The organism is Tolypothrix bouteillei VB521301, assembly GCF_000760695.4.
Taxonomy (GTDB): Bacteria; Cyanobacteriota; Cyanobacteriia; order Cyanobacteriales; family Nostocaceae; genus Scytonema; species Scytonema bouteillei_A.
The window spans coordinates 1,010,312-1,034,883 of record NZ_JHEG04000001.1 but is presented as its reverse complement, the minus strand read 5'-3'; the positions used below and the strand labels follow the sequence as shown (position 1 = coordinate 1,034,883).

The 24,572-nt window shown below is 40.2% G+C and carries 14 protein-coding genes; 9 read left to right on the top strand and 5 right to left on the bottom strand.

Translation table 11 applies throughout. From position 1 onward, the window contains the following. The first annotated feature begins 136 nt into the window (after positions 1 to 136). The 7 genes from HC643_RS41190 to HC643_RS03875 all read left to right on the top strand — a co-directional run bounded on the left by HC643_RS41190 (position 137) and on the right by HC643_RS03875 (position 16,249). Positions 137 to 2,464 (top strand): response regulator, encoded by a 2,328-nt coding sequence (locus HC643_RS41190; RefSeq protein ID WP_237265827.1) that lies wholly within the window; start codon positions 137 to 139, stop codon positions 2,462 to 2,464. Between the two features lie 7 nt (positions 2,465 to 2,471). Beyond that, positions 2,472 to 4,451 carry a PAS domain-containing protein gene (locus tag HC643_RS03905; RefSeq protein ID WP_167844618.1) on the top strand — a complete coding sequence of 660 codons (1,980 nt, stop codon included), beginning with the start codon at positions 2,472 to 2,474 and terminating at the stop codon, positions 4,449 to 4,451. A gap of 11 nt (positions 4,452 to 4,462) precedes the next feature. Continuing rightward, a complete protein-coding gene (locus tag HC643_RS03900; protein ID WP_038075498.1) occupies positions 4,463 to 4,840 on the top strand; it encodes a response regulator in 378 nt (125 codons plus the stop codon). Between the two features lie 585 nt (positions 4,841 to 5,425). After that, a complete protein-coding gene (locus HC643_RS03895) occupies positions 5,426 to 8,623 on the top strand; it encodes a GAF domain-containing protein (RefSeq protein ID WP_038075658.1) in 3,198 nt (1,065 codons plus the stop codon). Between the two features lie 580 nt (positions 8,624 to 9,203). Beyond that, positions 9,204 to 11,651 (top strand): DUF4347 domain-containing protein, encoded by a 2,448-nt coding sequence (locus tag HC643_RS03885; RefSeq protein WP_038075501.1) that lies wholly within the window; start codon positions 9,204 to 9,206, stop codon positions 11,649 to 11,651. Between the two features lie 175 nt (positions 11,652 to 11,826). After that, the gene (locus HC643_RS03880; RefSeq protein ID WP_063779481.1) at positions 11,827 to 14,673 is read left to right on the top strand and encodes an ATP-binding protein; all 2,847 of its coding nucleotides are present in this window, start codon (positions 11,827 to 11,829) and stop codon (positions 14,671 to 14,673) included. A gap of 379 nt (positions 14,674 to 15,052) precedes the next feature. After that, positions 15,053 to 16,249, top strand: a complete 1,197-nt coding sequence (locus HC643_RS03875) for an acyl-CoA dehydrogenase family protein (protein WP_050045585.1) — start codon at positions 15,053 to 15,055, stop codon at positions 16,247 to 16,249. Between the two features lie 4 nt (positions 16,250 to 16,253). Here the strand turns inward: HC643_RS03875 and HC643_RS03870 are convergent, their stop codons facing one another. Next, positions 16,254 to 16,463 carry a hypothetical protein gene (locus HC643_RS03870; protein ID WP_050045586.1) on the bottom strand — a complete coding sequence of 70 codons (210 nt, stop codon included), beginning with the start codon at positions 16,461 to 16,463 and terminating at the stop codon, positions 16,254 to 16,256. Between the two features lie 182 nt (positions 16,464 to 16,645). Between HC643_RS03870 and HC643_RS03865 the strand changes: the two genes are divergently transcribed. After that, positions 16,646 to 17,530: an alpha/beta fold hydrolase gene (locus tag HC643_RS03865; protein WP_038075503.1), complete on the top strand. Its 885-nt coding sequence runs from the start codon at positions 16,646 to 16,648 to the stop codon at positions 17,528 to 17,530. 35 nt (positions 17,531 to 17,565) lie between these two features. Here HC643_RS03865 and HC643_RS03860 read toward each other — a convergent pair whose 3' ends face one another. Together HC643_RS03860 and HC643_RS03855 are read right to left on the bottom strand one after the other, a co-directional pair. Beyond that, positions 17,566 to 17,781, bottom strand: coding sequence for a hypothetical protein (locus HC643_RS03860; RefSeq protein ID WP_038075505.1), 216 nt, complete (start codon positions 17,779 to 17,781; stop codon positions 17,566 to 17,568). Positions 17,782 to 18,074: 293 nt separating this feature from the next. Further along, positions 18,075 to 19,289 (bottom strand): S8 family peptidase, encoded by a 1,215-nt coding sequence (locus HC643_RS03855; RefSeq protein WP_162002344.1) that lies wholly within the window; start codon positions 19,287 to 19,289, stop codon positions 18,075 to 18,077. A gap of 150 nt (positions 19,290 to 19,439) precedes the next feature. Here HC643_RS03855 and HC643_RS03850 point away from each other — a divergent pair, with 150 nt between their 5' ends. Next, the gene (locus tag HC643_RS03850; RefSeq protein WP_038075511.1) at positions 19,440 to 21,968 is read left to right on the top strand and encodes a metallophosphoesterase family protein; all 2,529 of its coding nucleotides are present in this window, start codon (positions 19,440 to 19,442) and stop codon (positions 21,966 to 21,968) included. Positions 21,969 to 22,184: 216 nt separating this feature from the next. Here HC643_RS03850 and HC643_RS03845 read toward each other — a convergent pair whose 3' ends face one another. Both HC643_RS03845 and HC643_RS03840 read right to left on the bottom strand, forming a co-directional pair. Beyond that, positions 22,185 to 22,457 (bottom strand): hypothetical protein, encoded by a 273-nt coding sequence (locus HC643_RS03845; RefSeq protein ID WP_038075514.1) that lies wholly within the window; start codon positions 22,455 to 22,457, stop codon positions 22,185 to 22,187. 550 nt (positions 22,458 to 23,007) lie between these two features. Next, positions 23,008 to 24,495, bottom strand: coding sequence for an amidohydrolase family protein (locus tag HC643_RS03840; protein WP_038075517.1), 1,488 nt, complete (start codon positions 24,493 to 24,495; stop codon positions 23,008 to 23,010). Between the last annotated feature and the right edge of the window lie 77 nt (positions 24,496 to 24,572).

Here is a 24,572-nt window from a genome sequence, read left to right as displayed (position 1 = left end):
TCATTATAAAAAATAAAAACGATTTTTTTAATAAGATTTCTACGTATTGTTGAGAGTATCTTGATGGAAACCAAACACTCTCGCCAAAAATACGTTTTTTTAAGCTAAATAGTTTTTCCACTTGCGTGAGGTACTCGTGAAGATTCTATTGGTAGAAGATAATGAGCACAATGCTTTGTTTTTATCAAAAGCATTAGAAAGGTATAACTACCAAACTGAGATAGTACAAAATGGTCAGACAGCCCTTGAATTGGTAAGAGCGTTTGAGTATGACCTTATTTTATTGGATGTGATGCTTCCTGGGTTGGATGGAATTAGCGTTTGCAGCCAACTTCGACAGGAAGGCTTTCAAGTGCCTATTATGATAATAACTGCTAAAGACAGTACAAGCGATCGCGTTAGGGGATTAGAAGCGGGAGCAGATGAATATGTCGTCAAACCCTGTGAATTATCAGAATTAATTGCGCGAGTTCGAGCTTTACTGCGGCGGGGAAGAGAAATTTTGCCAACGGTGTTTGCTTGGGAAAATTTACAGATGGACGTAAATACCAAAGAAGTCTCCTATGAGAAAAAGCGCTTGCACCTCACACCCAAAGAATATGGTTTGCTAGAGCTTTTTTTACGCAATCCAGGCAAAATATTCAGTCGGAATGAATTACTCAATCGTATTTGGTCATCCTCAGAATCTCCTGGAGAAGAGGCTGTTACAACCCAAATCAAAGGGTTGCGACAAAAACTAAAAGCCGCAGGAATGACAGCAGATTTAATTGAAACAGTCTATGGAGCAGGGTATCGTTTAAGAGAAGAAAATAGAAAAACAATAGAAAAAGCGGATAAGGAAGAAAATTCTTCTCTCTTGTCGCCCCTATCTTGCTCATCTTCCTCTAGTGTTGAAGCAGAAGTCTTAGCAGTCGTGAAAACGGCTTGGGAAGATTTTCGAGAGAGTTTTCTTAGAGAACGGTTTGATTTATTTGAACTAGCACTGAACAATTTATCAACTGGAAATTCAGACATTCACTTGCTTCAACAAGCACAAGCAGAAGCTCATCGTTTGACTGGTTCGTTGGGAAGTTACGGTTTGCCTTTAGGTTCAAAAGTAGCTGGAGAACTCGAATTTCTATTACAAACACTTATAACTTGGAAGGAAAATGCAGCATTACTCTTAAATCGATTGGAAAAATTAACAATCAAGTTAAAAAAAATCTTACAAGAGCGTTTGGATGATGAAGAAGGTAAGAATAGCTCTCTCGTTAAAACGATTTTTGCCACTAATAATACCGCCATACAGCAAAATCAAATCAAAACGGTCATAAGAGCCCACCATCTTCCTTCAGCAAAAACTCAAGACGTTAGAGTAGAAGCCTTAACTAAGATATCGGAAACACAGGAAGATTTACAACTAGGTTTAGCAGAACGATTGCAATTGTTTGAGAAAGTACTCAAGCATTTATCTGTTGGCATACCAGATAATCAATTACTGCAACAAGCACAGGCTGAAGCTCACGAGCTAGCAAGCTCTTTTGGAAATTACGGTTTACCAATGGGTTCTAAAGCTGCTCGAGAAGCGGAGTTTTTATTGCAAACTTTAGCAAATTGGAGACAACATACAGCATTATTATTAAATAGATTTGAAAAATTAACAATATGGCTAAAAGAAACCTTACAGCAAAAGCCATATATCCCGAGCGCACCTCTGGTTCGTCAGTTACCATCAACAAGATTACTTATTGTTGACTATGATACTGTCCTCACCGAACGTATTAAACAAGAAGCAGTCACTCACAACTTGCAGGTTGAGGTAGCAACAAATATCAGCATGGCAAAAAGTATCATTGCTTCACGTCCTCCCAATGTTGTTCTCCTAGATATTGCCCTCGGTACCGAGCGAGAAAATGGCTTAAACTTTTTGGCGCAACTTATGGAAGAGAAACCCGAGCTTCCCGCGATCGTTTTTACCGCATTAAATCAACTGCATTATCGTGTAGAAGTTGCACGCCTCGGAGCATATACTTTTTTAGACAAACAGACACCAGTCGATGAAGTGCTTTCCAAAATTACAGAAGTTGTGAATCAAGCTCCTGTTAGCAAAGGAAAAGTTATGGTTGTAGACGACGATCCCTTAATACTTTATCGCATCAAAACATTGCTATTGCCTTGGAAACTGCAAGTCACTACCCTACAATTCCCAGAAAAATTTTGGCAAATATTAGAAGCGACAAGTCCCGATCTACTTATTTTGGATATTGAAATGCCGTGTTTCAATGGTATTGAACTATGTCAAGCAGTGCGTAATGATAACCGTTGGAATTGGTTACCCGTATTATTTCTTTCCGTACATTCAAATGCCAAAATAGTCCATCAACTTTATGCAGTGGGAGGAGACGATTACATCCAAAAACCAATTATAGAACATGAATTTATGACCCGTATTTTTAATCGTTTAGAACGAAGCAATGATAAATAAATAACTTATGTGTAATTGTAAGGAATTAGAGAAAATTAATCAACAACTTATCCTAGCTTTAGAAGCAGCTAATATGGGTCTCTGGGACTGGGATTTGCTGACTAATCGTGTTATTTGGTCAATCGGTCACGAACGACTGTTTGGTTTGTCACCAGGCACTTTTCTAGGAACTTACAACGCTGTTATGGATTGCATTCATCCAGACGATCTAGAAAAATTAACTTTAGCTTCCCATCAAGCATGTAGTTTGGGGCATGATTTTCATGAAGAATTTCGCGTAATTTGGTCAGACGGTAGTGTTCATTGGATGGAATCAAAGGGCAAATGTCTCTATAACGATAAAGCTCAAGCAGTGCGAATGTTGGGAACCGTTATGGAGATTACCGAGCGAAAGCTAGCAGAACTTGCTTTGAAAGAAAGTGAGGAGAGGTTTCATTACTTTGCAGAAAATATTGAAGATGTTTTTTGGATTGCAAATGCAACACATTCGCAAGTCTTATATGTTAGTCCCGCATACGAAAAAATTTGGGAACGCCAGAGCGAAAGCTTGTATACCAATCATCAAGAATGGGTAGAGAGCATTCATCCTGAAGAACGCGAGTCTATAAGAGCGGTTTTTTATAACAAAATTTTTGAAGGAGACATGGATCGAGAGTATCGGATCGTCCTTCCTAATGGAAGGATACGTTGGATTCGAGATCGGGGGTACACAATTAAGGATGAGTTTGGCAAAATTCAGTACTTGGTGGGGATTGCACAGGATATTAGCGATCTCAAACAAGCAAAAGTCAGCCTTCAGCAACTGAATGAAGAATTAGATATGCGAGTTCAACAAAGAACTTACGAGCTAGAAACTTCTCAAGCAACTTTACAACAACTCTATCAACAACTACAAGCAGAACTTGACGAACGCCAACGCGTAGAAATTGCCTTACGGCGTAGTGAAAATTTATTTCGTTCTCTCTGCGAGTTTGCACCTGTAGGTATTTTCAAAACCGATCCACAAGGAAAAAATATTTACTCCAACCCTTGCTGTCAGGCAATTGGCGGTTTTACATTAGAGGAGGGTTTGGGTCATGGCTGGATAGAGTTTATTCATCCTGAAGACATAGATATCATCGCTGAGTGGAAGAAAACAATAGCGGGGTCGCGGGAATTTTCCTGTAAGTTTCGCGCTCTTCATCGAGATGGAACGATACGATTTTGCCACATGAAGTCCGTTCCAATAATTTCGGAGTTAGGCGAACTTATAGGTCATGTTGGTACAGTAGAAGATATTACAGAAGCTCGGGCAATTGAAAAAATAAAAAATGAGTTTATCTCAATTGTCAGCCACGAGCTTCGTACTCCTCTTGCATCCATTCGCGGTTCTTTAGGGCTTCTTGCGGCTGGAGTTTTCAACAACCAACCAGAAATTGCCCAACAAATGCTAGCCATTGCCACTAGCGATACAGAACGCTTAGTTAGGTTAGTTAATGACATACTAGATTTAGAACGCCTGGAATCTAACAAAGTTATTTTAGTCAAACAGCAGTGTGACGCTGGCGCACTTATGCAACAGTCTGTAGAAACCTTGCAATCTTTAGCAGTAGAAAACAACATTACGCTTTCTAGCTTACCTACTTCTATAGAAATATGGGCCGATCCAGACCAAATTCTTCAAACTTTGATCAATTTAGTTAGTAATGCAATTAAATTTTCCCCTCCAAACAGTCAGGTTATTTTGAGTGCTGAAGACTTACCCGATTGCGTTTTGTTTAAAGTTCAAGATTGGGGGAGGGGTATTCCCCTAGATAAGCTAGAAGCCATTTTTGGACGCTTTCAACAAGTTGATGCTAGTGACTCACGCCAAAAGGGTGGAACAGGTTTGGGCTTAGCTATTTGTCGCGGTATCATACAGCAACACGGTGGTAAAATTTGGGCAGAAAGTGTTTTAGGAAAAGGTAGCGTTTTTTATTTCACTGTTCCTAAACTTTCCCAGAATTAAGGTAATATTCTATGTCAGCGAAACAGATTTTAATTATTGATGACGAAAAAAACCTGTGTACTGTAATTGCAGCTAGCTTGGAAAAGATAGGAGGCTGGCAAGTTCTGACAGCTCTATCTGGTGTGGAGGGATTGAGAAAAGCTGAAACCCAACAGCCTGATGCTATCCTACTAGACGTGATGATGCCAGATATAGACGGATTGGCACTTTTTGAAAAATTACAAAGTCTTCGAGCGACTCAAACAATTCCCATTATCTTGCTGACTGCTAAAGCTCAGAAGGTTGACATAGAGAGATTTACCAAGTTAGGGGTTGCAGGAGTTATTGCTAAACCATTTGACCCTTTAAAGCTGTCATCGGAGATCGGTAACATACTTAAGTGGATTTAGAACACCTGTTATTAAAGTTCCACCCTCAGAATTCCCTCATATTCTTTGTGTATCTTTAAATTGATGCAGAACAATCGTTCTGTATTTTCTTAAGTGAAGAGATTTGCCCGAACCAATTAAGATCGTTTTTGTTCACAATCAACGCTTATCTGTCGATCGCAATTTCTTTACAAAAAACATAAATAACACCGCCTCAAGGTTCCATTTGAGACAGGTGGGGAAAGCTCAAATATAGATTTATTGACCAATGACACTATGAACCCCAAGAACTATCACCCAGGTATTTAGTAACTATACCTTCTAGATAAAGATAATTCTATATGACAACTTTAAACGCACCTACCTTATAGCCAAAAAGTTAGTCAAACCCTCGACTTCTTCAAAAAATTGTAGATTTAGCAATATCTTTACAGTCATTAACAAGTAGCATCTACCAGTAACAATCTCGATTTTTCCTCATCCAGTCATATTACTTTTAAGGATTGCTACATGGTTAAGATGGTTGATTCTCACAAAAATATTACAGCAAAGAATCTTGAGGAACAAAAGCCGAAATTGGTCGGATCTTCAGAGGAAAAGAATAATATGCAGACCAACAGGAGGTATTTGCACCCAAACCATTTGATAAATTGGTTTCAGCGTACAAGTTTGCGAACAAAAGCAATTGCTTTTGCTTTTGCGATCGGTACTTTGCCAGTGTTCGTTGTGGGAATGCTGACCTACCAAATGGTCAACCAATCAACAACAAGAGAGGTATCCGATAACAAGCAAGATAAAGCTAGGTTGCTAGCAGATAGCGTCAATACATTTATGCTGGGACGTTATGAAGATCTTCAAATTATCTCCAAGCTCATACCTCTGTCAAATGGTCAATTTAACGAAGGAATTAACCGCAACCAGATAGAAATTAAGCTAAATGACTATTTAGACATTGAAAAAAGTTATGAAAGTATTGCTATATTGGATATTAATGGAAATGCGATTGCAGCCTCAAAAGGGCAATTCATTCCCAACCAAAAAAATGAAGAATATTTTCAAACTACCTTCAAAACGCGATCGCCTTATATTAGCCAGTCTTTAGACCTAAAAAATCCAGGAGCAGCAAAAATTTATCTAGCGTTACCTATCAAAAATAATACAGGTGAAATTCTTTATGTTATCCGAGCCATTATACCTCTAAAATCTTTAGAAGCTGTTGTATTTAAATCCCAAATCAGTCAAGATGATTATAATTTAATAGATAGTTCTGGTACAATTTTCTTGTGCAGTGAGGGAATTGATTTAGGAAAAAATGCAGGAGACAGAATTCCTAACTGGGAGCAAGTTTCTTCTAGGGAACAAGTAACAACAGCACTAGTCTTTAACAAAGAAAAGAATGTTAAAGAACTTATAAGTTATGTTCCTTGGCAAAAAGTAGAAAGGTTGCCAGATTTGAAATGGAAACTAGTTTTAAGTGCAAATACAGAAATAGCGCTAGCTGCACAAAGAGATTTATTACTAGTCTTACAGATTGGAACCTTAGTAACAGCATTAATTGTGGGTGGAATTTCAGCAATTTTTGCTAACCGTCTCATATACCCTATTCTAACAGCAACTACAGCTGTCAAGAAATTAGGACAGGGCAACCTTGAGACAAGAATTCTTGTAGAAGGTGAAGATGAACTTGCCATCTTGGGTTCTAACATTAATCAAATGGCAGAGCAATTGCAACACCTACTACAAGAACAAACTGCAGAAGCCGAACGGTTGAAAACACTGACAAATACTTTGCTTTCAATTCGTCAGGCATTAGATTCTGAGGAATTATTCAACTTAACAGTTAAAGAGGCAAGGATTGCTCTCAAAGCAGACAGAGTTGTGATTTATCAATTTAATGCTGAATGCAGTGGAAAAGTTATAGCTGAATCAGTTGATTTCGGTTTTCCTATTGCTTTGCAAGAGACAATTGAAGATGGCTGTATCGATAGAGAAATTATAGAAGCTTACAGAAAAGGTCGCGTATTGGCTACTCATAATGTTTGGGAAGCTGGCTTCTCTCCAGAACATCTCAAGTTATTAAATAGATTGCAGGTTAAAGCGAATCTAGTCACGCCAATTATCAAAGATAATCAACTTTTTGGATTTTTAATTGCCCATCACTGTAAAGAACCTCACGTGTGGCAAGCCTATGAAGTAAATTTTTTAAGGCAGTTGGCAATTCAAGTTGGATTGACTTTAGAACGAGTGAGTTTGTTAGAGGTGACACAAACATTAAAAGACCTTGCCATTCACCTCTCTAAAACTCATAACTCACAAGAAACATATAATTTTGCCGTTCAAAATATCCGAAAAGCTTTAAAAGTAGATCGAACTATTATCTACAAAATAAATGAAAATTTTCAAGGAAGCGTTATTGCAGAATCAATAGCTGGTACTTGGTCTTGCTCTTTTGGGGCAGAAATTCACGACCCTTGTTTGAAAGATTATGTCGAAAAGTACCGACAAGGTCGTGTTGTGGCAATTAGTAATATTTATCAAGCAGATCTCTCTAAATGTTACATTCAGCAACTTGAAGCATTTGAGGTGAAAGCCAATTTAGTAGCCCCAATTTTACTGGGTGACAAATTGTTGGGTTTGCTAATTGCCCATCAATGTTCTCAACCGCGTTTGTGGCAGCAATCTGAAGTAGATTTGTTTGAGCAATTTGCAAGAATCGTGGGTTTAGCCTTAGAGAGAACCAATCTTTTAGAGCAAGCAGAAAAAGGCCGTTTGGCAGCAGAACAAGTTTCTATAGAACAACGCCAACAAAAAGAAAAGCTGCAACTACAATTGCTAAAACTTATAGACGATGTAGAAGCTGCGTCTGGAGGCGATTTGACTGTACGTGCTGACGTTACCTCTGGAGAAATTGGTACTGTCGCTGACTTTTTTAACTCTATATTGGAGAACTTGCGAGAAATTGTCATTCAAGTGAAAGTGGCTGCTACTGAAGTGAATGCTGCGATCGCAGACAACTCCGGAGCTATGAATCAATTAGCAACGCAATCCCTCAAACAAACCCAAGAAATTGGTCATACCCTAGATGCTATTGACCAAATGAGGTTCTCTATTACAGCCGTATCAAAAAGCGCCAAACAAGCTGCAGAAGTTGCTCGAACCGCCTATCATGCTGCTGAAACTAGCGGTACAGCAATGGATTTGACAGTAGAAAATATTATGTCCTTGCGAGAAACTGTAGGAGAAACTGCCAAAAAAGTTAAAAGACTGGGTGAGTCTTCACAACAAATCTCTCGCGTAGTGGGATTAATCAACCAAATAGCTATGCAAACCAACTTGCTAGCTATTAACACTGGTATTGAAGCAAACCGTGCAGGGGAAGATGCTCAGGGTTTTGCTGTCATTGCTGAAGAAGTTGCTGTATTAGCGGCGCAAAGTAGTGCTGCGACTTCCGAAATAGAAGAAATCGTAGCTAATATCCAGCGTGAAACCAATCAAGTTGTCAGAGCTATGGAGTTAGGAACAACACAGGTTGTTGAAGGGACTCGTCTGGTTCAAAACACCAAACAAAGTTTGAACCATATTTTAGATGTCTGTCGCCAAATCGATCGATTGGTATCTTCCATATCTACGGCTACAGTTTCTCAGGTACAAACTTCTAACGAGGTCTCGGATTTGATGCAAGAGATTGCTAAAGTCTCCGAAATGACTAGCAATTCCTCTCGTCAAGTTTCTTCATCTTTACAAAAGACAGTAGAAATTTCCCAGCAGTTACAAGCTAGCGTTCGTACTTTTAAGATAAGTTAGCAAAACTGAGAAATTATTGACCTGGTCTCATCCCAAGGCGCAATTGTCACAAAGCTTGTCTTTCAGGCTTTGCGCCTCAGTTTTTATCTCTTGTTTTTGTAAATAACAAGCGTAGAACTACTCTTTTTTTAGAGTGAACATAGATTTTCTACCAGAACCTCGATCGCCAGAATAAATATTGTCTGTTATTTCATACCAAAAAGGCTTTTTCACTTGCAGCATCCTCATTACCAACCTTTTTCTTCACAGTTGATAAGCGAGTATAAATTGCAACAATTTCCCGCTCTAATTTAAAAGTTAGGCGATAATTGTGAGGAAGTTGTGAGGAAGTAAGTATTCTTATAGTTATTCTTTGAAAAATTAACATTCTTTAATAAAGTTTTTTAACCTCTTGCAAAGGTAGAAGATCGACGATTTACTACTCCTCTTGCACGTATGGAAGTTGAGGGCGAAGTCAAACTTCGTCTAATCTTGATGCTTTTTCAGTATCGACACGCTAGCTATTAACTGGTACGCATCATAAATTGTGATAGATCGCAAAAAAATAAATAATATATTGTTTTATTACAAAAACGCAATCATGACACAACAGAGCTATCACATTCAAGAATTAAATCTTGTGTTTATAGATCCGACCGTTCTTAACAGTCAAAGCTTAATTGCTAGTGTTAAACCAGATCATCAAGTCGTTATTCTAGACTTCACCAAAGATGGGGTTACACAGATCGGTGAGTTCTTGGAAACAAATTCCTTTCTTCAGCAAGGCGGTCTCATTAAATCAATTCATTTAGTTTCTCACGGTATAAAAGGTGGGTTGCAACTGGGTTCCACGCTACTCAACAGCAAGACTCTAAAATCTTATGAAAAAGATTTGCAGCATTGGAAAAAGGCTTTAAGCGATGGTACCGATCTTGTAGTTTATGGTTGCGATGTGGCTTTTGGGGATGAGGGAAAAACTTTTATACAACAACTCAGCCAGTTAACAGGTACCGATGTTACCGCATCAGATGATTTAACGGGAAACTCCACTTTGGGAGGTGATTGGAATTTAGAAGTTGCGACTGGGTTGATTGAAGCATCACTAGCCTTTTCATCTCAAGCCATGGAAGCGTATGGTGAAGTGCTCAGTCAGTTTGTTGTCACTAACACGAATGACAGTGGTGTCGGTTCTTTACGACAAGCTATTCTCAATTCCAACAGCACTCCTGGAACTCAGGATATTTTGTTTAGTTTACCTACAGCTTCGGTTGTTAACTTAGCTTCAGCGCTCCCCAACTTGACTGATAGCGTCAATATTATTAACTTTACAGGAGCGAAAAATTTAACAATTCGCCGCAACTCAGGTGGAAATTACAGTATCTTCACCATTAAGAACGGTCAAACAGTCAATATTGAAGGGTTGACTCTTACTAATGGAAGTAGCGAATTTGGTGGTGGTATCTATAACGAAGGCACATTAGCGATCGCAAATAGCATCATCAGTGGCAATCAAGCAACTCAAACAGGGGGCGGTATCTACAACAAAGGTACATTAACTGTAACTAACAGCACTATTAACGGGAATACTGCCCAAATTGTGGGTGGAGGTATTGGTGCAGCTACTGGCTTTAGCATTGCTAACAGTACTATCAGTGGTAATACCGCTAAGTTTGGTGGAGGTGCGATCGGGGATGTTATAGCCACTGGTACTGTCAACATCTCCAACACCACTATTTACAACAACTTTTCAAATGCTGGTGGGGGTGGTATCGATCTCATCACTTTGACCGTAAATATCAAGAATTCCATCTTAGCGGGAAATAAAAATGATGACGGCGAACAGAATTTCGCTTCACCAGGAGATGGCAAGATTATATCCTTTGGACATAACATAGAAAGCGGTACAGACGCAGGTTTTACATCCACGGGTGATTTACAAAATACAAATCCTCTGCTTGCACCTCTAGCGGATAATGGTGGTTTTACCCCAACTCATGCTCTACTTCCAGGGAGTCCGGCTATTAATAAAGGTGATAATACAAATGCACTAACACTAGATCAACGAGGGAATCCGCGAATTATTGACGGTACAGTTGACATTGGTGCATTTGAAGTTAACCCCTATCCTCCTAAAGTGAGTTTTGGTGCAGCTCAATATAACAAAGTAGAAGGTAATAGCGATACTACAGTGACCATTCCCGTTACCCTAGATAGCCTTCCATCCACAACTGTAACTGTTCCTATAACCATTAGTTTAACGAGCACCGCCACATCAGGGAGCGATTATTTCTTTGCTCCCACAACCCTCAGTTTCAATCCTGGAGTCACAGGTACGGGATTAACACAACAACTAAGTATTACCATCAAAGCTGATAACTTACCAGAGAATGATGAAACAATAGTGTTTAACTTTGGCACTATTCAAGGAGCAGTTGCTGGCACAATCAACACAACGACTCTCACAATTGCGGCTAATGATGCAAGTCCAGATACCTTAATAGGAACTAATGGCAGCGATGAGATATTTGGATTGTCGAGTAATGATATAGTTATCGGCAAATTGGGTTCTGACACAATTGATGCTGGTGAAGGTGAAGATACTGTATTTGGTGACGAAATCACACCTATAGTAGATATTCTCGGTGAGAACAACGATACTATTAGAGGTGGAAATGGTGCCGATCGCATTTTTGGTGGTGAAGGAGACGACAAGCTATACGGCGATGCTGGCAATGATATGATTTGGGGTAATGATGGAAGTGACTTTTTATGGGGAGGAGAAGGTAACGATTACCTGACAGGAGGACAAGGCAATGATGTCTTTGTTGTGTCTTCTAACGGGGGTATTGATACCATTAATGATTTTCAAGAGTATGACACCATTGGTTTGATAGGCGGTTTAACATACTCTCAGCTATCTATAACTCAAATCCTGAACAATACGTTTATTTTTGAAAGTAGCAGTCAGAAAATACTGGCCATTTTAACTGGAGTTCAAGCCTCAACCCTAACATCAAGTCGCTTTCAGAACCTAACAGTCGATGTTTAAGATAATGTATAATTTGTTATACCAATACGAGCGAGTTGTTAATAAGCTACGCTTGGAGCAAGCGATTGAACCCCGCCTAATAATATATGTTAAATCTTCGTTAAATCTTCCGAAGATCGGGTTCAGTTAAGTTGGGCTATGATTGACAGCATCATATAAATCTTGAAAAGCTGTAATGCTCAGAAAGCAATCAACGCCTCAGCAAGCCAAATTGAATAAGCGTAAGCTTCTAGCCAGTCTTCGCGCTCGTTTGCTTGTGCTTGTTTTGCTGTCCCTCATTCCAGCTTTAGGGCTCATTCTTTATACAGCCTCAGAACAACGACGTACAGCAACAGCAGAAGTCAGAGAAAACGCATTGCGGTTAACGCGATTAGCCGCTAACAATCAAAAGCAGATAAGTGAAGGAACTCGTCAACTTTTGATAACATTGTCTCATGTACCAACTGTACGTAATGCTCAATCTCCAGAGTGCGATCGCTTGCTAGCGAACCTCCTCAAACAGTATCCTGCCTATGCAAACCTTAATGTATTAGACGCAAAAGGAAATAGTCTCTGTAGTCCTCTTGCCTACAAACCATCTGTCAGTGCTAATGACCGTAAATATTTCGAGCGTGCTCTACAAACTCGCAAATTTGCTGTTGGCGATTACCAAATCGATCGAGTTACCAAAAAAGCGACTGTAAACTTCGCTTACCCTGTCATCAATAAAGCAGGTCAGCTTCAAGTGGTTATTGTTGCTGCACTAGACTTAGCGCAGTTAAATCAGCTAGCAGCTCGGGTTAAGTTACCGGAAAATTCCGTACTGAGCGTTGTCGATCCTCAAGGTACGCTTTTAGTCCGTTACCCCGAACCTGAAAAGTGGGTAGGCAAGCGACTACCAAAAGACTCTTACAATTGGATGCGTTCTGCTCGAGAAGGTTATTACAAGGTCAATAGCTTGGATGGAATTCCACGTATATTTGCCTTTGTACCGTTGGGGGACGATCCACAAAACCCTGATGCTTACGTCAGAATTGGTATTCCCCTATCCGTAGCCTTTGCAAAAGCTGATTGGCTTTTAACTCGCAATCTTCTTGGCTTTGGTGCTGTTTCTATCTTGGCATTGGTTGCAGCTTGGGTAGGTGGAAATGTTTTTCTTCTAGAGCAGGTAAAATCTCTTGTGGAAACAACTCAGCAACTTAAGGAAGGGAAGTTGAATGCTCGAAGCCGATTAGTTGATGAAGTTGGTGAACTCGGTCAACTAGCTTGCGCCTTCAATAGTATGGCAGAATCTTTAGAGATGAGGGTTAACGAGTTACAGACATTATTTGACGTTCTTCCCATCGCGATCGCTATTGCGGAAGACCCACAATGCAAATACATCCGGGTTAACCCAGCAGGAGCAAAGTTGCTTAAGCTTGCTCCTGACACCAATGCTTCTATCACTCCTTCCCAAGGACAATTACCGCCACCATACAAAATTTTTCGAGCAGGGCGAGAATTAAACCCTCAGGAAATTCCCCTGCAATACGCTGTTCACAAGGGAGTCAAAGTTCAAGATGTAGAAATCGAACTCGTTTATCAAGATGGGACAGCTATAACTCTACTTTGTTTTGCCACGCCACTTTTCGACGGAGAGAATCAACCTAGGGGGGGAATTTGCGCGTTTTTGGACATAAACGAGCGCAAACAGACTGAAAAAGAACGCGAGCAACTGCTAGAGAGGGAACAGAGAGCACGTGCTGAAGCAGAAGCAGCAAATCGAATCAAAGATGAATTTTTAGCAGTTCTTTCTCACGAACTCCGCACACCATTAAATCCCATTCTCGGTTGGTCAAAGTTGCTGCGGTCTCGCGAGTTTGATAAGACAGCAACTGACCGTGCTTTAGAAACCATTGAGCGGAATGCTAAGTTACAATCACAGCTGATTGAAGACTTGTTAGATGTCTCTCGAATTATCCGGGGAAAACTCAGTTTGAGTAGTTGTCCTGTTGACTTATTTATGACAATTCAAGCTGCAATGGAAACAGTGCGCTTGTCCGCGCAAGCTAAATCCATCGCTTTGAAGTTTTCAATTGATACAAGTGATGGGGGAGTGGCTGAAAGTTGGGATGACAATACCGAGAATTCACTGGAATCTGAATTCCAGGTTACTTATACTCAATACCCAATCTCAAATTCCAAATACCTCCTTTTAGGTGACTCAAACCGCTTGCAGCAAGTCATGTGGAATTTGCTTTCTAATGCTATTAAATTTACTCCTAATGGTGGACGTGTTGAAATAGAACTCTCAAAAGAGGTAAATCGAGAGTTGGGAATAGGGAATAGGGAAACAACAGATCGAATCTTAAAGTATGCCCGAGTGAGTGTAAAGGACACTGGAATAGGTATTGATTCTGTTTTTTTGCCCTACGTGTTTGAGTGTTTCCGTCAAGAAAACAGTTCTACAACTAGAAAATTTGGTGGATTAGGGTTGGGGCTAGCAATTGTCCGTCATTTAGTCGAACTGCATGGTGGAACAGTGCAAGCAGAAAGCCAGGGTATTGGATTGGGAGCAACTTTCACAGTCAGATTACCCCTTACACCAGATCCATTGGACGTTCCTCAACACGAGATACAATCCAATCTCGGTTTAAACTTACAAGGAATTAGAATTTTACTTGTAGACGACGAGCCAGATGCACGAGATTTTTTAACTGTCTCACTAGAACATTATGGAGCAATTGTAACAGCAGTCCCATCTGCAAAGGAAGCACTAGCTGCGATCGCTCAGTTTCAACCAGACATTTTGCTTTCCGATATTGGTATGCCAGAAGTCAATGGATATATGTTAATGCGGCAAGTGAGAACTTTGCCACCAGAACGGGGCGGACAGATACCAGCAATTGCTATCACTGCTTATGCAGGAGAGTTTGACCGAAAACAGGCATTGCAAGCAGGTTTTCAAGCACACATTTCCAAGCCCATCGATCTCGTGAATTTAGTTGAGGAGATCGCAAGTCTGGCACTCAAGCCGCAGCTAAAAATGTTTAATTCCCCGTAAGTGTATTAAAACTATTGTCTTTTTTATAGACAATTTTGACATCTTTTTTTCACGCTACTCAAAGCTTTGTCATCCCTGTTTAAGCTGAAAGCCTTAGCAAGTAATAATTTTTCGTCTTATAGCAAAACTCAAAATGTCTTGTACTTCAAAATATAGTAGTATTTTATACTTTAATTAACGCTAACCAAACAGTTAACAAAATTGTATATTTTTCAATAAGGAGTTGAAACACTGCAGTACTGCTCCTATATAAAAAACAGACATTTGGCGAAACACAACGTAAAGACGCTCTATTTGAAACGTCTCTATAAAGGTTGCATGCACTGCACCCTCAATTTTTGGGAATGTCTAATATCTAAATGCAAATAGAAGATAAATCATGATTGACTTCACCTTAACACAAGAGCAGCAAATGTTGCAGTCAACAGCACGCAACTTTGCTCAAACCGAGGTCAAACCTATTGTCCAGATAATTGAAGAGTCTAGCGATCGCTCCATCGAACCCTGGGATTTCTGCAAACGAGTGTTCCACAAAGGATTCGAGCTAGGATTTACATCTCTACTGCTACCGCAAGAGTACGGTGGTAAGGGCAAAAAATGTGTAGACTTGGCATTAGTGTTAGAAGAAATAGGCGCTGTAGACGTTAGCATTGCCTCTAGCTACTTTAACCTCACGGCGGCTATGTCGCTTTTTGTGACAAGAGCAGCAACTCGCGAACAGCAAAAGCAAATCCTATCTTTTGTAAAATCTGGGAAACCTCATTTGTTTAGTGCTGCAGAAAGTGAACCAAACATAGCCACTTCAGATTTGTTTTGTCCCATACCAGACCCCAAAATAGGGATGAAAACCTTTGCTCGGCGAGAGGGTAATGGATATATTCTCAACGGTAAAAAATCTTCGCTAGTGACAAATGCTGGTATTGCTAATAGCTACTTCATGATTACCCGCACAGCCTTAGACAAACCATTACATGAAAGCTTGTCTATATTTTACATTCCTGCAGATACACCTGGTTTAAAGTTTGGCACAAGAACGGAGATGATTGGTTGGAAACCCTCCCATCATGCCGAAATTTTATTAGATAACGTCCGAGTCCCAGTAGAAAATTTGATTGGGAATGAGGGCGAAGCAGCTAGACTGCTTGTGTTACTTCCTGAAGTCGCTATTGGACTAGCTGCTTCCTATGTAGGTTTGGCTCGTGCTACCTACGAGTACGCTTTAGATTATGCCAAGCATCGAGAGAGTTGGGGACGTCCCATTATTGAGCATCAGTCCGTTGCTTTAAAACTGGCTGATATGATGGTCAATACTCAAGCAGCACGGTTAATGGTGTGGGATGCAGCCCATACAGCTGATACCGATCCCCAACTAGCGTCAACAATTAAGGCACCTGCAGCCAAAACCTTTGCCGTAGACGTAGCAATTAAAAATGCCCAAACAGCTATTGAAATTCTTGGGGGCTATGGAGTTACAAAAGATGCTCTTACAGGCAAGTTTCTCGCTGACGCTACCATTGGCTACTCATGTGATTTCACGCGAGAATTACTGCGCCTCGGTTTAGTGAATTTTTTGTAATCCTCTAAAGGCTGGAACTAGAATCTTCTTGAGTTTGTGCTGGTGCTGGTTTGACGATCGCTCGACCATTTTCTACAACAGTAACAGTGCGAGTTTTTGACGTACATTTACTGTTCTCAGGCGCAGAATCCACACATTGCTTGTGATGCTGAATATTTTGCTCCTGTTGTTGATTTAAGGTGACTGCACAACAAGCAGAGGTTGTTATGGACATAGTTGGTACTTTTAACTCTATAACTTAATTATTTCCCAATTAAGTTATAATAGGGTAGGTTTTTCACTACAAGAAACTACCCTCTGAATCTTTTATATTCCGCAAACCGTGCTTAATATTTAGAAAGAATTTGTAATCACAAAATTACGAATTATGAATTACGAATTATGCGGTATTAATTTATGCTTCAATTTCAAGCCCCTGGTTTTGGGCAGAAAGTCATCAATACATCCTTGGGGTTTATGGTTTACTACACCCAAACGGCTGTACCCTGGATAATATCTGAAACTGAAGATTTACCAACCCTTGTCTTTCTGCACAATTTTGGTGGTGGGGCTTCTGCATATGAATGGTCTAAAGTTTATCCTGCATTTGCAACCACGCACCACATATTAGCTCCTGACTTAATTGGTTGGGGTGAATCTGCTCATCCCGTGCGGGATTATCAAGTTAAAGATTACCTGACAGTCTTGGCTGAGTTTATCAGACAAACTTGTCCTACACCTGTCACAGTGGTAGCATCGTCATTAACAGCAGCCTTGACGATACGTCTTGCCATCACCCAACCTTTTTTATTCAAAGCACTGTATTTGGTATGCCCGTCAGGATTTGATGATTTTGGACAAGGTGCAGGACGCAGGCTTCCCCTGCAAATTATCAATACACCTCTATTAGATCGTTTGATTTATATTTTAGGTGCGGAAAATGAGTTGGCTGTACGCAATTTTTTGCAAAGCTTTCTTTTTGCCAATCCACAACGTGTTTCTCAAGAGATGGTACAAGCTTTCTTAGCTTCTGCACAACAGCCCAATGCAAAGTTTGCCGCCTTAGCATTTTTACGAGGGGATTTATACTTTGACTTGAGTTTGTACATTCAACAACTGACTATTCCAACTGTTGTCTTTTGGGGAACAGAAGCACAATTTACGAGTATCAAGTTGGGAGAGCGTTTAGTCAAGTTAAATACTACTGCAATTCAAGGATTTCACGCGATCGCAGATGCAGGAGTTTTACCCCATCTAGAAGTACCGGAAATAGCGATCGGTTTGCTACAAAAATACTTGTAGTTTATCTTACACTATTACTGATAAAGATGATTTTGTTATGCCAAACGTGCTAAAGCAATGTCCCGAATTAAGGGAACTTTGGAACTTAAGTAGGTATTAATCGTGGTAAGCTCCTCTCCATTCATCAGTTTTTGGTTTTGGAGTTGCTTGAGTAACTGCTGGATGAGTTCTGTATCGCTAAAATTTAAAAGAATACTGGTTTGAGTTTCCTCAATCACAGACCATAGGTGACGTAGTGTAGAAGATTTCATAACTAACTAACCCTATTGCAACTAGATGTGGTTTAACCATTAGCATAATGATGCTGATGGATGCATAAGAATAATACTAAACCCATTTTTTTAAGATAATCTTAAGATTTACAAAGGTTTATAGGTTGTTACTTATTTAAGAGAAATCTTAATATACGTTCAAATTAGAGATTGGGGTCGGCCAGACAAGGGAGATAAGGGGGATAAGGGAGACAAGGAAGATAAGGGGGATAAGGGAGACACGGGGGAGATTCTTAATCCCCTATCATCCAAAATCTAAAATCCAAAATACCCTAACTTAGTGGTGCCTGTACAAGCCCTGCACCAACATCTAGAGGATCGACTCCAGTTGCTATGCGAGATTTTGTTGCTTGACCGATCAATCGAGCACTCAATTCAGTTGAACTGACAGTTCTAGTCTCACTTAAGATTTTTTCTGCCCAAAGTGCGGCGACTCCTGCAACGTGTGGAGTTGCCATGCTCGTTCCGCTCATGTCAATATAACCACCACCAACTGCTGCAGAATAAATGTCAACACCAGGAGCTGCGATATTCACCCCTGTGTTGGAAAAATCGGCTACTGTTAAAGCATTATGTGGTTCGCCATCCGTGCGAAGTGCTCCTACAGAAATAATTCCATCAGCTGCTGCAGGTGGAGTGACAGCCAATTCATAATCAGGCTTAATGTCTCGCTTACTTTCGTTACCAGCTGCTGCAATAACTACCGTCCCTTGTTGGAAAACAGCCCCTCTCGCACGAGTTAATTCTGCCAAACTTTCAAACAAACGAATATTTGCTCTGTAAGCCTCCAATGCTTTTGATGTTGCTAAGTCCATTGGGTATTCTTTTTCTGCAACCAATTTGTTTACGTATCCTGGAAAATCTAAGCCAAGGGATAAGGAAATAACATGAGCATTTTCGTTGATAGCCCATAATAATGCTTGATATATGCCTGCAGTAGTACCGCCGCCTACCCCATTTAAAACTTTACCAATTAAAGCACGTTGAACCCCAGGCGCTATGCTGTAACGCAAGCCGTTAATTGGTTGACCAAATAGAGTTCCCGCACAGTGCGTACCATGACCGTAATTGTCACCGTTTCCTTCACCAGTGAAATCACGCTGTACGAGTTGAATTCCTCGGAAAGCTTCATGTTCGGCATCGATTCCACTATCGAGAACAGCAACTGTTACGCCTTTACCAGTAAACGGGCTTTCTGATGCTCTGGTGACACTCACCCCCCAAGTCACCCCAGTTGGAGAAGCTTCTGTTTGTTGGCTAGCAACAGGTTTAACCAGTGCAATTGGCATGGGTGGTGCAATACTGACAACCTCAGGATCTCGTCGCACTTCAAAAAGATCTTGCTTGTCGAGCGATTCCACATCAAGGCGAAGGTTAATTCCTTCTGATGCTCGAACCGATTGTATAGAACGCGATCGCCCTGAAAACAGATCGCTTAAATCTACACGACTGGTGTTACGGAGAATAATAAGTTGATCTTGTTCCATGGTAACGACCATAACTTGGTGACTGTTGAACCTTACACCATGCTGCCTGTCATGAAACAGTCGAAATCTAAAAACTTTTTTAAATCTATGTTTCTTTTATAATTTAATTGCGAAAACTAAGATCCCCTCTCTCTTAATTACACAAGCTCCATGACATGGCTACCTTTGAAGGAACGGATAAACAACCTACCCCTTGTTCTTGCAGGACCAATTTTAAGAAGAACCGATACACATTCTGTAACTGTCTGGGTGGCTTTGAAAGAAAGCCGCACTGTTACTTTAAAAATCTTTGATATTCGTCATAAATTATTATTGACAGGAAGTCGAAAGAGTATTAGCCTGGGGACTCATCTACATATAGTTACTGTCACTGCCAAGATTTCATCTCCAAATTCACTGTCCTACGGAGACATTTATCTATATAATTTAGACTTTGGGACTGAGGAAACACTGAATCAACCCGGTGTATTTAATTTGGATGGTTCGCTCCAAGACATTGCCTATCCTCAATATGAATTGCCGAGTTTTGCACTCGTACCAAAAGACATAAACGATTTGCGAATCATTCATGGTTCGTGTCGCAAACCTCACGGAGAAAGCTTAGATGCACTAGCAGCTTTAGACAAAATCATTAGAGAAGCATTAGAAGAAAGCCCTAAAAAACGACCGCATCAACTTTTCTTAACAGGGGATCAAGTTTATGTAGATGATGTTGCAGATACCTTACTTTTCATGCTTGTGGATGCATCCCAAACTCTTTTGGGTTGGACAGAACTACTTCCAGACATCAGTTATCCTGAAGAGTTAAATCCCGGTCAACGCAACAATTTAGCAACGCATACGGCTGGGCTAACAGCTAGTCTTGGCAAAATGAATAGAATTTCTAACATTGCTAAAAGTCACTTATTTACATTAGGGGAATTTGTAGCAATGTATTTATTTGCCTGGAGTGATGTATTGTGGACAAACCAAGAAAATTTACCTGATTTTAAAGATGTCTATCCCAATAGATTAAAAAGTAGTAAGGAAAAAACTATTTTTGAAGAGGAACTGTGCTACTTACAAGGATTTAGTTCAACGCTAAAAGATATTAGACGTGGGTTGGCGAATGTTCCCACTTATATGATATTTGACGATCATGAAATGACGGATGACTGGTTTCTTAATATGGCGTGGTGCGATCGCGTTTTGAAACAGCCATTGGGCAAACGTATTTTGCAAAACGGATTGCTTTCCTATGCTTTATGCCAGGGGTGGGGAAATACACCAGAGCAATTTGAAAGTAACACACCCGGTGAAACATTGCTGAAAGCAACTGAAGCATGGTCAGATTCTTTTGGAAGAGATCTAAACTACGAACAGGAAATAGCACGGTGTCTTGATATTCCTACCTTTGAAGAAATTAAAAAAACTCAGCCCAGACGATTACCACATCAAGAAAATTCTCTTAAGTGGCACTATACAGTCACTGGTCCGAATTTTGAAGTTTTAGTCCTAGACACGCGCACTTGGCGAGGGTTTCCTGGCGACAAAGACTTTGATTTTCCAGCACTTTTAAGTGCAGAAGGTTGTGATGAACAAATATCAAAAATAGCTCGCCCAAAAGATGCCAAAATCACAATAGTAGTATCTCCAAGCCCAGTCATTGGTTTACCTTTTTTAGAAACCGTACAAAAGATAGCCAAAAACATGGCAGAAAAATTAGGGGCTTCTGCATGGGGTTTTGACCCAGAAGCTTGGGGATTAGAAGAAACCGCAGTTGAACGGCTGCTAGCAAGACTTGCATTGCGAGCACTACCAGAACGGAAAAATCGTATCATCATCCTGTCGGGAGATGTTCATTATAGTTTTGCTGCCCGATTGCAGTATGGTGCAACTTATCCGTTCCAAAGTCCCCATTATAATAACGTAGAGACGCGCTATGGCAAGCCTGTCGATGGTGAGTCCCCCCACAATCCATTGTTACAAACAGTCATTGCCCAATTTACTAGCAGTTCCTTAAAAAACGAAGCCCAAGGATTTGGCGGGAGCCATTCATTACATACTCAAGGTTTTGTCCCCTTTGCCATCACAAACAATCTTCCAACAGTAGAGGTTTTGGGATGGGAAAATCCAGAACAAAAGAGTCTTGAAGTTGGTAATATCTATACTATCATTGACCAAAGTTTTGAACAGACAGTTCAGTGTTTGCCTTTAATACTTCAAGGTAGTCCTGCCAAATTGAATTTAGTAAACGAGCGAAGTTTCTTGCGATCGCTACAAATTAACAAACAACCCGAATGGTGGTATAGAATTGATTTTTTATCTGCCAACTCAGAAGGTATCGAAGAACCAAAAGAATCGTACTCTACCATACCCTATTCTGTCAAAGCTCCTTTGCCCGGTCAGGAGCGTAAAAAACCTTTAGAGCAATATTTAGCAACAGCAAAAAATTATCGGGATTATACTTCTAGTAAAACAACAGGTAAAGAAATAGTAGGATTAAATAATATTGGTGAAATTACTTTTGAGTTTCTTGAGGGTAGAGAAATAGTAGTGCAAACTTTGTGGTGGCGATTAGAAAGTTGGGAAAAAGATAAGTTATTAGAACCGTTTCCATTAACTCGGTGTGAAGTATCGCTCGATTTTGTCGATCCAAATTACCCAATGGACGAAGTTCTCAAGGAAGTCGTTTTTTAAAACTAACAGCCTGCCAAGTAACAAGAATAAGTTGATTCATTTCCATTACATAACCAGCAGTCACATCATCCATAAGAGTGCTATCAGGCAGGAAAAAATTTTACAACATAGAGTTCGGGCTCAGTTTTTCTCGCTGAAAGTTCTAAATATTTTTACTTAGCTTTTCTCAAGATAAAGTTGTAATAATTTCTTCCTCTTTATAGCTTTTAGGCGAAATTATGTTGGGTTTCCTGAGTTCATTTTATAAAGTTTGAGTGCTACCGACATAATTTGTCTGCTATACATCTTTTCAATAGAAACACCTATCATTCCTCCACAAAGTGCAGATGCAAGAAGAATAAGATAGCTTTGGTGGTGGAGGAAAAACAGAAATATAAGCCCACTGAATGATGTAATTAAGGCAATTCCATCAATAACAAACCGTTTGCTTTTAGAACCACGCGTACTTTGAAGCTCTTCCAGAAGAACTCTTTCATGTTTAGTTATCAATACAAATTCCTCATTGAAATTTCAAAAAAATTTCCTTTTTTGTTATATAACATTTAACCTAAATACTTTAACTCTAAATCTTTGTTGATTAGCCACCAACTCTTAAGAAGTTTCTGACCTTGAAAAACTTAGGGTTTAAGTAAATCGGTGCGAATAATTATCGCTGGTTTGTAGTTGCAATGCATACGCTGTTCGCCTAAAATGGCGTTAGCCATAGCGTAATTACAAACCCAATTCTAGACATTTTACCTATCGTTATACCATTTCTTAATGAAGATGCATCTAATTAGCCCACGCAGGTGGGCTTTGTTTGTATAGCCCCACTCTTCTAGAGTGAGGGCAATAATGTGCAATTTCACAGAGAATTGGTATTAGTATCTTTGATAGATTTTCGAGGCTTTAAGGAAGCTTTCGCTATGATGAAAATACCGATATTTTATATCTGTAGGGAAGCCACCCTCGTGCGCGTCTTTCCATGCGTAGCGAGGAGTGGCGTCGGGCATTTATTTGCCCACCATACTTAGCTTTGAGAGAGCAAAGTCTGAATTAACTAACGACCAATACTGACAAGATATTCCTCCGCCTGTTTCTCGACCGCCGTACCTTTGAAAAAGTTACGATTGAGACTGGTATATAACTCTAATGGATGAACAGACAGGAAGTAGCGTAAATCTTCTTCAGTAATGATTTCCCGTTCTGCCAAGGAGTAAGCATTAGCAGCCACGCTGGTAATATCAGGCACATCCCAATGACCGGCATCAGAACCTAAGAAAGCTTTCACGCGATCGCCAAAGGGAAGAGCTTTGCGGTTAAAAGCTTGAGCTACACGGGTATCGTCTGACTCCGTACCGAAGTAGAAGTGATTTAAAAAGCGATCGCGTACATCTTCCGGCTTCTCAATTCCCGCAAGAGCAAATTCATCTAGCTCGCCTGGATCTTCAGGTGCAAAATGCTTGCTGTGGAATCCCAAACCATCACCGAGTCCATCTAAGCGTCCATGCACGAGTTCTCCACCATAACGAATGTAGAGTTCTTTAAGTGCTTCTTTGTCTACAATAGCAGGGTTATTCTTGGTCAACAAATGTTCTTTATTACGAGTTTCCCAATGCCAAATAATATCAGCATACAAACTCGCACCCCAAGCAGAACCACCTTCCATAAAAGCAAATTTTAAACTGGGGAAGCGACGGGTAACGCCACCAAAGAATAAAGATTTGCACAGTGCTTCTGCAGCAAAAGCAAAGTGATTGATATGGTTGTACTGAGCGTTGGTTACAGAACGTTGAGTCGTCCAACCTTGACTTGAAGCGTGAGTCGTAGGTACAACTTTCAGTTCTACACATTTCTCCCAGAAAGGGTCGTAATCATACTCGCTATCCAAGCCAAAGTTATCAATCCAAACCACCTCATTTGCTACTTCCTTGCCATACTTCTCAAAGGCGGGAATCGGACGGCGAACATAACCGGGGATTTGAATGGCTTTCAGACCAAGAACTTTGACGGCATATTCCAACTCTTCTATTGCTTCTTGAGGAGTGTGCATGGGAATTGCAGCAATTGGTGTGAGGCGGTCAGAGTACGGGCGGAAAATATCAGCATGATACTTATTAATAGCCCGACACACAGCCCTCCGCATTTCTTCATTGCCTATATTTGGTGCCATTGTAGCTAAGTTAGGATACACAACGGCAAAATCTGTACCCGCTTCTTGCAACCGTTCGTGCAATAACTTTGGCAAGCTAATAGTAGCCAAATTTAGAGTATTTTTAGTCGGACGTCCCCACCAGTTAGGACGGTTAGTACGATAAGCAAAACGTTCTTCCCAAGTTTGCTTGTACCATTTAAAGCGAGAAGCTCCTGGTAAATGTTCTTTAAAGCGTTCAACAATTCCACTTCCAGCAACTTCTTCTAAATAATCCAAAACTGCGGGTTCAAATTCCTGGGTATGAACATCAGTATCAATAATTGGATAACCCAGTTTTTCACGAATCCTAGCAGATTTAGTTTTTTGTGTTGGACGGTCTAAAGCAATAGTCATGATGCGTTCTCCTGATTTTACAAAATTTTGATATTAGAACTTGGGCATTGGAAATGCGTCCTTCTCCCTTGTCTCCC

Excerpts from the sequence above, each read along its gene's own strand:
- HC643_RS03905 (WP_167844618.1), top strand. The coding sequence starts at position 2,472 with ATGTGTAATTGTAAGGAATTAGAGAAAATTAATCAACAACTTATCCTA.
- HC643_RS03900 (WP_038075498.1), top strand. The coding sequence starts at position 4,463 with ATGTCAGCGAAACAGATTTTAATTATTGATGACGAAAAAAACCTGTGT.
- HC643_RS03895 (WP_038075658.1), top strand. The coding sequence starts at position 5,426 with ATGCAGACCAACAGGAGGTATTTGCACCCAAACCATTTGATAAATTGG.
- HC643_RS03885 (WP_038075501.1), top strand. The coding sequence starts at position 9,204 with ATGACACAACAGAGCTATCACATTCAAGAATTAAATCTTGTGTTTATA.
- HC643_RS03880 (WP_063779481.1), top strand. The coding sequence starts at position 11,827 with ATGCTCAGAAAGCAATCAACGCCTCAGCAAGCCAAATTGAATAAGCGT.
- HC643_RS03875 (WP_050045585.1), top strand. The coding sequence starts at position 15,053 with ATGATTGACTTCACCTTAACACAAGAGCAGCAAATGTTGCAGTCAACA.
- HC643_RS03870 (WP_050045586.1), bottom strand. The coding sequence starts at position 16,463 with ATGTCCATAACAACCTCTGCTTGTTGTGCAGTCACCTTAAATCAACAA.
- HC643_RS03865 (WP_038075503.1), top strand. The coding sequence starts at position 16,646 with ATGCTTCAATTTCAAGCCCCTGGTTTTGGGCAGAAAGTCATCAATACA.
- HC643_RS03860 (WP_038075505.1), bottom strand. The coding sequence starts at position 17,781 with ATGAAATCTTCTACACTACGTCACCTATGGTCTGTGATTGAGGAAACT.
- HC643_RS03855 (WP_162002344.1), bottom strand. The coding sequence starts at position 19,289 with ATGGAACAAGATCAACTTATTATTCTCCGTAACACCAGTCGTGTAGAT.
- HC643_RS03850 (WP_038075511.1), top strand. The coding sequence starts at position 19,440 with ATGACATGGCTACCTTTGAAGGAACGGATAAACAACCTACCCCTTGTT.
- HC643_RS03840 (WP_038075517.1), bottom strand. The coding sequence starts at position 24,495 with ATGACTATTGCTTTAGACCGTCCAACACAAAAAACTAAATCTGCTAGG.